Here is a 10072-nt window from a genome sequence, read left to right as displayed (position 1 = left end):
CCTGCCCGGCTACATGGTGCCCGCGCACCTGGTCGTGCTGGCGGAGATGCCGCTGACCACGGTCGGCAAGCTGGACCGCAAGGCCCTGCCGCCGGTCGAGTTCACCGCCGCCACCACCGCCTACCGGGCCCCGCGCCCCGGCGTGGAGACCGTGCTGGCGGGTCTGATCGCCGACCTGCTCGGCGACGGCGCGCGCGTCGGCGCCGACGACGATTTCTTCGCCCTCGGCGGCAATTCACTGCTGGCCATGCGCCTGGTCGCCCGCGCCAACGCCGCCCTGGACGCCGCGCTGACCGTCAGGGAGATCTTCGAGGCGCCCACCGTGGCCGCGCTCGCCGCCCGGATCGCCGAGAGCGCCTCGGCCGCCCCGCGTCCCGCGCTGGTCGCGGCGCCGCGCCCGGAGCGCATCCCGCTCTCGCACGCCCAGACGCGCATCTGGTTGCTCAACCGCCTCGACCCGGACTCCCCGGTCTACAACATCCCGCTCACCATCCGGCTCACCGGCGAACTCGACGTCGCCGCACTGGAATCCGCCTTCGCCGACGTGCTGGACCGGCACGAATCGCTGCGCACGGTGTTCCCGGCCGACGCCGAGGGCCCGCACCAGGTGATCAGGGAGCGGGCCGAGCGCCCCGACCTCACCCCGGCCGATGCCGCCGAACCGGAGCGGGCGGTACTCGAATTCCTCTCCGCCGGTTTCGATCTGCGCACCTGTCCGCCGGTGCGCGCGCGGCTGTTCCGGGTGGACGGCGACGAGCACGTGCTGGTCGCGGTCGTCCACCACATCGCCGCCGACGGCGTGTCCATCGCGCCGCTGGCCCGCGACCTGATGACCGCCTACGCCGCCCGCAGCTCGGGCACGTCCCCGCGATGGCAGCCGCTGCCGGTGCAGTACGCCGACTTCGCGCTGTGGCAGCACGCCGTGCTCGGCGACCCCGCCGACCCGGATTCGCTGCTCGCCCGCCAGCTCGCGCACTGGCGCACCGAACTGGCGGGTCTGGCCCCGGTGCTGGAACTGCCCGCCGACCGGCCTCGTCCGCCGGTGGCCTCCGGGCGCGGCGCCACGGTGGAGTTCGATCTCTCCGCCGACCTCACCGCCGCCGTCGCCGATCTGGCCCGCGCGCACAACGTCTCCTCGTTCATGGTGCTGCACGCCGCCTACGCCGCGTTGCTGGCCCGGCTGGCGGGCACCGACGACGTGGCGATCGGCACGCCCGTCGCCGGCCGTGCCGAGCAGGCGCTCGACGACCTGGTCGGCATGTTCGTCAACACCGTCGTGCTGCGCACCCCAGTGCCCGCCGACCGGTCCTTCGCCGACCTGCTCGCCCGGGTCCGTGAGGCCGACGTGCGCGCCTTCGCCCACGCCGAGCTGCCCTTCGACCGCCTGGTCGAGGAGCTGAACCCGGTGCGCTCGCAGGCACATTCGCCGATCGTGCAGACCCTGCTCACCTACGAGCACCGCGACGACACCGTGCTGCGCCTGCCCGGGCTGGAGGTGGCGCCGTTCCCGCTCGACAGCGGCATCGCCCAGTTCGACCTGGCGCTGGAACTCACCGAGTACGCCACCGAGGCGGGCACCGCCGTGCGCGCGCTGCTGCGGTACGCCACCGATCTGTTCGACGCCGCCACCGTGCGCTCCTTCGGCGACCGGCTGGTCCGGCTGCTGGCGGCCGCCGTGGCCGACCCGGCCCGCCCGGTCGGTGACATCGAGCTGCTCGACGCCGCCGAGCGTGCCGCGGTGCTCGGCACCTGGAACGACACCGCCCACACCGTCGCCGCCCCCACCGACACCCTGGCCTCGCTGTTCGACCGCCAGGTCGCCCGCACCCCCGGCGCGGTCGCGCTGACCAGCGGCGCGGACAGCCACACCTACGCCGAACTGGCGTCGAAGGCGCGGCGGCTGGCCCGCCTGCTCGTCGCCGAGGGCGTCGGCCCCGGCGCCACCGTCGGCCTCGGCATGCGGCGTTCGGCCGATCTGGTGGTGGCCATGTATGCCACCGTGCTGGCGGGCGGCGCCTATCTGCCGCTGGACCCCGAGCACCCGGCCGAGCGCACCGAGTACGTGCTGCGCACCGCGCGTCCGGTGTGCGTGCTGACCGCGGGCGCCGACCTGCCCGTCCAGGGCGCCAGGCAGCTGCGCGTCGACCTAGCCGACCTCTCCGGCTTCGCCGACGCTCCGCTCACCGATGCGGATCGTCGTGCTCCGTTGCGTGCCGGGCACCCGGCCTATGTGCTGTTCACCTCCGGTTCCACCGGCAGGCCAAAGGGTGTGGCGGTGCCGCACGGGGCGATCGTGAATCGTCTGGTGTGGATGCAGGATCAGTACGGTTTGCGTCCCGATGATGTGGTGTTGCAGAAGACCCCGGCCACGTTCGATGTGTCGGTGTGGGAGTTCTTCTGGCCGTTGCAGGTCGGCGCTCGTCTGGTGCTGGCCCGGCACGATGGTCATCGTGATCCCGGCTACCTGGCCGAGTTGATCAGCACCGAGCGGGTGACGACGGTGCATTTCGTGCCGTCCATGCTGGCGGTGTTCCTGGCGGATCCGGCCGCTGCCGGGATCGGTTCGCTCAGAAGGTTGTTCGCCTCCGGCGAGGCGCTGCCCGCGTCGACGGCTCAGCGTGCCCGGCAGTTGCTGGGCACGCGTGTGCACAACCTGTACGGTCCCACCGAGGCGGCGGTTGACGTGACCTTCCACGAGGTCGTCGACGCCGATGTGGATGCGGTGCCGATCGGGCGTCCGGTGTTCAACACCAGGGTGCTGGTGCTGGACGCGCGGCTGCGTCCGGTGCCGGTCGGTGTGCCGGGTGAGTTGTATCTGGCCGGTGACCAGCTGGCCCTCGGCTACGTCGCCCGTCCTGATCTGACGGCGGATCGTTTCGTGGCCGATCCGTATGGTCCGGCGGGTACTCGCATGTATCGCACCGGGGACTTGGTGCGGTGGAATCGCGCTGGTGAGTTGGAGTATCTGGGCCGCACGGATTTCCAGGTGAAGTTGCGTGGCCTGCGTATCGAGCTCGGCGAGATCGAAGCGGCTCTGACTGCTCTGCGCGGTGTCGATCGCGCCGCGGTGCTGGTGCGCGCCGCGGCCTCGGGTGAGGACATGCTCGTCGCCTACCTGGTCGCCCCCGACCGCCATGCCCTGCCGGACAGCGCGGCCACGCCGGTCGTCGCCGCCACCGCCGTGGCCGCCGAACTCACCGCGGGCCTGCGTGCCCCGGAGCAAGCCTCCGCGGACGACGCCGACGCCCTGTTCACCGAGGCCGTGCGCGCCGCGCTGGCCGAGCGCCTGCCCGCCTACATGGTCCCGTCCGCCTTCGTGCTGCTCGAGGAGTTCCCGCTCAACTCCTCCGGCAAGCTCGACCGCGGGGCCCTGCCCGACCCGGTGCTCGCCGCCGCGGCCTATCGCGCCCCGGAGACCGAGGCCGAACTCGCCGTCGCCGCCGTCTTCGCCGAGATCCTCGGCGTGGAACGGATCGGCGCCGACGACGACTTCTTCGCCCTCGGCGGCAATTCGCTCAGCGCCACCAGGGCCGTCGCCCGCCTCGGCGAGGAGCTGTCCGCCGACCTGCCGGTGCGCCTGCTCTTCGACGCCCCCACCGTGGCCGGGCTCGCCGCCCGCGCGACCGAGTTCGCCGCGACCCCGCCGCGCCCGCGCCTGACCGCCGGACCGCGCCCGGAGATCGTGCCGCTTTCGCCCGCCCAGCAGCGCATGTGGTTCCTCAACCGCTTCGACCCGCAGGAGACGGCTGGCAACATCCCGGTCGCCATCCGCTTCACCGGCGAGCTCGACCGCACCGCGCTCACCGCGGCCCTGGCCGATCTCGTCGCCCGGCACGAGACCCTGCGCACCGTCTACCCGGACCGCGATGGCGTCGGCCACCAGGTGATCCTGGCCCCCGGCCACACCCCGGCCGTCACCGAACTCGACGGCGCCGACCCGGCCGCCGCGCTGGCCGCCCTCGTCGCCGAGCCGTTCGACGTGACCGCCGAGGTCCCGCTGCGCGTCGGCCTGGCCAGGCTGTCCGAGCGCGAGCATCTGCTCGCCCTGGTGGTGCACCACATCGCCGCCGACGGCTACTCCATGGGTCCGCTCGCGCGCGACCTCGCCGCCGCCTACACCGCCCGCGTCACCGGCGCCGCCCCCGCCTGGCCGGACCTGGCCGTCCAGTACGCCGACTACGCGCTGTGGCAGCGGGGACTGCTCGGCGACGAGACCGACCCGGACTCGCTGATCGCCACCCAGCTGGCGTTCTGGCGGGACCGCCTGCGCGGCCTGCCCGCCCAGCTCGACCTGCCCGCCGACCGGCCGCGCCCGGCCGTGGCCTCGCACCGCGCCGCGAGCGTGGTCGTGCCGCTGCCCGAGGATCTCGACGCCGCCGTCACCGCGCTCGCCACCCGCCACGAGGCGACCCCGTTCATGGTCGTGCACGCGGCGCTGGCCGTGCTGCTGGCCCGGCTGTCGGGCACCGGCGACATCGCCGTCGGCGCTCCGATCGCCGGACGCGGCCATCGCGGCCTCGACGAGCTGGTCGGCATGTTCGTCAACACCCTGGTGCTGCGCACCGGAATCGACGGCGCCGACACCTTCGCGACCGTGCTGCGCCGGGTCCGCGAGGGTGACCTCGACGCCTTCGCCCACGCCGAGGTGCCCTTCGAACGGCTGGTCGAGGTGCTCGACCCGCCGCGCTCGGAGGCCAGGCACCCGCTGTTCCAGGTCGCCCTGTTCTTCCAGAACCTGGAGCCGATCTCGGTCGAGCTGCCCGGCGTCACCGTCGCCGAACACCGCGTCGACCACGAGGTGTCGCGCTTCGACCTGCAACTGACCGTCGCCGAACGGTCGCTGCGCTGGACCTATGCCACCGACCTGTTCGACGAGCCGACCGTGCGCACCATGGCCGAGCGTTACCTGCGGCTGCTGAGCGCCGTCGTCGCCGATCAGGACGTGGCGGTCGGCGACATCGACCTGTTCGGTGCGGGCGAGCTGGCGCGCGTGGTGACCGAGTGGAACGATTCGGCGCACACCGCCCCGCTGGCCGAGCTGCTGCTCGACGAGTTCGAGGCCCAGGCCGCCGCCACCCCCGACGACCCGGCCCTGGTCTTCGTCCCCGACGACGGCGCGCCCGCCGTCGTGCTCGCCTACGGCGAACTCGAACAGCGCGCCAACCGCCTGGCCCGCCACCTCATCGGACTCGGAGTCGGCCCGGAAAGCCTGGTGGCGCTGGCGATCCGGCGCTCGGTGGACCTGGTGGTCGCCATGTACGCGGTGCTGGAGGCGGGCGGCGCGTACGTGCCGATCGACCCCGACCACCCGCCGCTGCGCATCGCCCACATCCTCGACACCGCCGACCCCGTCGTCCTGCTGACCACCGACCGCGACGACGTGGACATCGACTTCGCCGGACCGGTCGTCGCCGTCGACAGCATCGACCTCGGCGACTGCTCCGGCGAGCCGATCGCCGCAGGGGAACGCCTCGGCGCGCTCACCCCCGCGCACCCGGCCTACGTGATCTTCACCTCCGGCTCCACCGGAAAGCCCAAGGGAGTCAGCGTCTCCCACGCCGCGATCGTCAACCAGATGACCTGGATGCAGGCGCAGTACCGGCTCGGCGCCGACGACGTGTACCTGCAGAAGACGGCCACCACCTTCGACGTCTCGCTGTGGGGTTACTTCCTGCCGCTGCGCGTCGGCGCGACCGTGGTGCTCGCCGCCCCCGAGGGCCACCGCGATCCCGCCTACCTGACCGAGGTCATGGGCGCCTACGGGGTGACCGTCACCGACTTCGTGCCCACCATGCTCGGCGTCTTCGCCGACCACGTGGCCGAATCGGGGGAGAGCGCCGCCCTGACCGCGTTGCGCACGGTGTTCGTGATCGGCGAGGCCCTGCCCGCCGAGACCGTCCGCGCCTTCGGCGCCGTCACCACCGCCGCCCTGCACAACCTCTACGGCCCCACCGAGGCCGCGGTGAGCATCACCTACCGCGAGGTCACCGGCGAGACCGAGCGGGTGGTCATGCCCATCGGCAACCCCGAGTGGAACAGCCGTGTCTACGTGCTGGACTCGCGTCTTCGCCCCACGCTGCCCGGCGTGGCGGGTGAGCTGTACCTGGCGGGCGTCCAGCTGGCCCGCGGCTACCACGGCCGCCCCGCGCTCACCGCGGACCGCTTCGTGGCCGACCCGTTCAGCACCACCGGCGAACGCATGTACCGCACCGGCGACCTGGTGCGCTGGGAGACCAGCGGCGACACCGCCGAACTGGTCTATCTCGGCCGCACCGACTTCCAGGTGAAGTTCCGCGGCCAGCGCATCGAACTCGGCGAGATCGAGGCCGTGCTCGCCGCCGTGCCCGGCGTCGCCCAGGCGGCTGCCCGCGTGCTCGGCGACCACCTAGTCGGCTATCTGCTGCCCGGCGCGGAGAGCGCCGCCGATCCGGCCGAACTGGTGGAGCGCGCCCGCGCCGCCGCCAGGGCCGCGCTGCCCGCGTACATGGTCCCCTCGGCCCTGTTGACGGTCGAGGAGTTCCCGCTCAACACCTCAGGCAAGCTGGATCGCTCCGCCCTGCCCGAGCCGGTCTTCGACTCCGGCGACTACCTGGCCCCGGTCACCGCCGCCGAACGCCTGGTCTCCCAGGTGTTCCGCGAGGTGCTCGGCGTCGACCGCGCCGGCGTCGACGACAGCTTCTTCGACCTGGGCGGCAACTCGCTCAGCGCCACCCGCGTGCTCGCCCGCGTCGGCGAGCACCTGGGCAGGCGGGTGCCCGTGCGCCTGCTGTTCGAACAGCCGACGGTGGCCGGTCTGGCCGCCGCGCTCACCGCCGAGACCGGCGCAGGTGAGGTGGTGGTCCCGCTGGTGGCGGGACCGCGCCCGCAGATCCTGCCGCTCGCGCCGGTGCAGCGCGGCATGTGGCTGCTCAACCGCCTCGACCCGCGATCCCCGGCGCACAACATCCCGCTCGCCGTCCGCCTCACCGGCGACCTCGACGAGGATCGGCTCGCGCGCGCATTCGCTGCCGTCCTCGCCCGCCACGAGAGCCTGCGCACCTACTACCCGCAGCGCGAGGACGGTACCGGCCACCAGGTGATCCTCGCGGCGGACGAGCACACCGTCCGCCTGGCCGTCGAGGACGTCGACCCGGCCGCGCTGGACACCAGGATCGCCGAATTCCTCGGCGCGGGATTCGATGTCACCGCCGAGGTGCCGGTGCGCGCGGTGCTGCTGCGCGAATCCGGGGAAACCCGCGTGCTCGTCGCCGTGCTGCACCACCTGGCCACCGACGGTTACTCGCTGCGCCCGCTGCTGCGCGACCTGGTGGCCGCCTACCTCGCCGACGCCGCGGGCGCCGAACCCGCCTGGCCGCCGCTGCGCGCCCAGTACGCCGACTCCGCGCTGTGGCTGCCCGCCGCCGCGGACGCCGCCGCCGAGCGTGAACTGTCCTTCTGGCGCGAGACCCTGCGCGGCGTCCCCGACGAGCTGGCCCTGCCCACCGACCGCCCCCGCCCGCCGGTGGCCACCAACCGCGGCGGCACGGTGCGCGGCAGGCTCGGCGGCGCGCTCGACGCCAGGATCGCCGAGCTGGCCCGCCACCACGAGGCCACCCCGTTCATGGTCGTGCACGCGGCGCTCGCGGTGCTGCTGGCCCGGCTGTCGGGCTCCGGCGACATCGTCGTCGGCACCCCCGTCGCCGGCCGAGGCGAGGCCGCCCTCGACGACCTGGTCGGCATGTTCGTCAACACCCTTGCCCTGCGCACCCCCGTGGACACCCGGCGCAGCTTCGGCGAGCTGATCGACGCCGCCCGCGCCGCCGACCTGCGCGCGTTCGCCCACGCCACCGTGCCCTTCGAGCGCGTCGTGGAGGAACTGGGCGTGCCGGCCAACCCGGCCCGCCACCCGCTGTTCACCGTGGTGCTCAACTACCAGAACCTGGACCGGGGCGCGGTCGCGCTGCCCGGCCTCGAGCTGTCCCCGGTCGAGTTCGCCGAGACCGTGGCCCGGTTCGACCTGCAGTTCACCGTCGCCGACGAACCCGACGCCGACGGGCACCTCGCCGTCGAGATCGAATACGCCGCCGACCTCTTCGACGCCGCCACCGCGGCCGGTCTGCTGCGCCGCTTCGGCCGTCTGATCGGCGAACTCACCGCCGCGCCCGAGCGGCCCGTCGGCGCGGCCGAACTGCTCGCCCCCGGCGAACGCGCCGCCCTGCTCGACCGGTACGGGCCTGCCACCCCGCCGTGCACGCTGGCCGACATGCTGGCAGGCGCGGTCGCGGCAAACCCGGACGGACTCGCGGTGGTCGACGCCGACACCCGCCTGACCTACCGCGAACTGGACGAACAGTCCGCCCGCCTGGCCAGGATGCTCATCGGGCACGGCATCGGCGCCGAGGACATCGTGGCCATCGCGATCCCGCGCTCGGCCCGCTTCCAGCTCGCGCTGTGGGCGGTCGCCAAGACCGGCGCGGCCTTCGTCCCGGTCGACCCCACCTATCCGCCCGAACGCATCACCCACATGCTCACCGACTCCGGCGCGGTCCAGGGCCTGACCTTGGACGCCGTCCGCGCCGGCCTGCCCGGGGACACCGAGTGGGTGGTGCTCGACGCGCCCGCCACCTCGAACCGGCTGCGCCACACCAGCTCCGCGCCCATCGCCGCCGACGAACTCGTGCGGCCGGTGCGGATCGCCAACCCGGCCTGGATGATCTACACCTCCGGCTCCACCGGCCTGCCCAAGGGCGCGCTGGTCACCCACGCTGGCATCGCCGGAGTCGCGCGCACCCAGCGTGACCGGTACGCGGTCACCTCGGCGGCCCGGGTGCTCGGCGTCGCCTCCCCGAGCTTCGACGCCGCCATGCTCGAACTGTTGCTCGCACTGGTCGAGGGCGGCACGCTGTACCTCACCCCGCCCGAGGTGTTCGGCGGCGAGGAGCTCACCGAGTTCATGGCCGCCACCGAGGTCACCCACGCCTTCATCACCCCGTCGGTGCTGCGCACCCTCGACCCCGCCCGCCTGCCCGCCTTCGGGCACCTGATCATCGGCGGCGAGGGCTTCGGTCAGGACGCAGTGGACACCTGGGCGGCCGGCCGCGCCGTGCACAACGGTTACGGCCCCACCGAGACCACCATCGTCGCCACCGTCAGCCCGCCGCTGCTGCCGGGACGGCCCGTGGTGCTCGGCGTGCCGCTGGCCAACATGTCCGCCGTCGTGCTCGACGCGGGCCTGCGTCCGGTGCCCGCCGGGGTCGCCGGTGAGCTGTACCTGCGCGGCGCGGGCCTGGCCCGCGGCTACCACGCCCGTCCCGGCCTGACCGCCGAACGCTTCGTCGCCGACCCCTACGGCGCGCCCGGCGAACGGCTCTACCGGACCGGCGATCTCGCCCGCTGGACCGCCGACGGCCGGTTGCAGTATCTGGGCCGCACCGACCACCAGGTGAAGGTGCGCGGCCTGCGCATCGAACTCGGCGAGATCGACGCCGTGCTCGCCGCCCACGACCACGTCCGCGAGGCCGTCACCCTCGGCCACACCGGTCCCGACGGCGCCGTCTCGCTGGTCTCCTATGTGGTCGCCGAACCCGGCCGTCACCTCGACAAGGCCGAGCTCACCGCGCACGCGGCCCGCTCGCTGGCCGCCTACATGGTGCCCGCCGCCGTCGTCGTCCTCGACCGCATGCCGCTCACCCCGGTCGGCAAGCTCGACCGCGACGCCCTGCCCGAGCCCGTCTTCGAAGCCGCCGTCTTCCGGGCGCCGGAAACACCGGCCCAGCTCGCGGTGGCCGAGGTGTTCGCCGAGGTCCTCGGCCTGCCCGCCGGCGAGGTCGGCCTCGACGACGACTTCTTCGCCCGCGGCGGCAACTCGCTGACCGCCACCCAGCTCGCCGCCCGGCTCGGCGCGGCGCTGTCGGTGAGCGTCGGCGTGCGCACCGTGTTCGAACACAGCACCGTCGCGGCACTGGCCGCCGCCCTGACCGGCACCGACGCGACCGGGACCGCCGCCGGGCCCCGGGGGGGGGGGCCCGCCCCCCCCCCCCCCCGCGGGGGGGCGCCGGGCGGGGGGGCGCGCGGGCCGGGGGGGGGGGGCAGC

The 10072-nt window shown here is 73.9% G+C and carries 1 protein-coding gene; it reads left to right on the top strand.

The window, feature by feature from the left end:
• Positions 1-10072: non-ribosomal peptide synthetase (locus tag QH283_RS11300; RefSeq protein ID WP_280502964.1), on the top strand; the 10072-nt coding region annotated here is incomplete at both ends.

Source organism: Nocardia farcinica (assembly GCF_029867845.1).
Taxonomy (GTDB): Bacteria; Actinomycetota; Actinomycetes; order Mycobacteriales; family Mycobacteriaceae; genus Nocardia; species Nocardia farcinica_A.
This window is presented reverse-complemented; position numbering and strand designations above follow the sequence as displayed.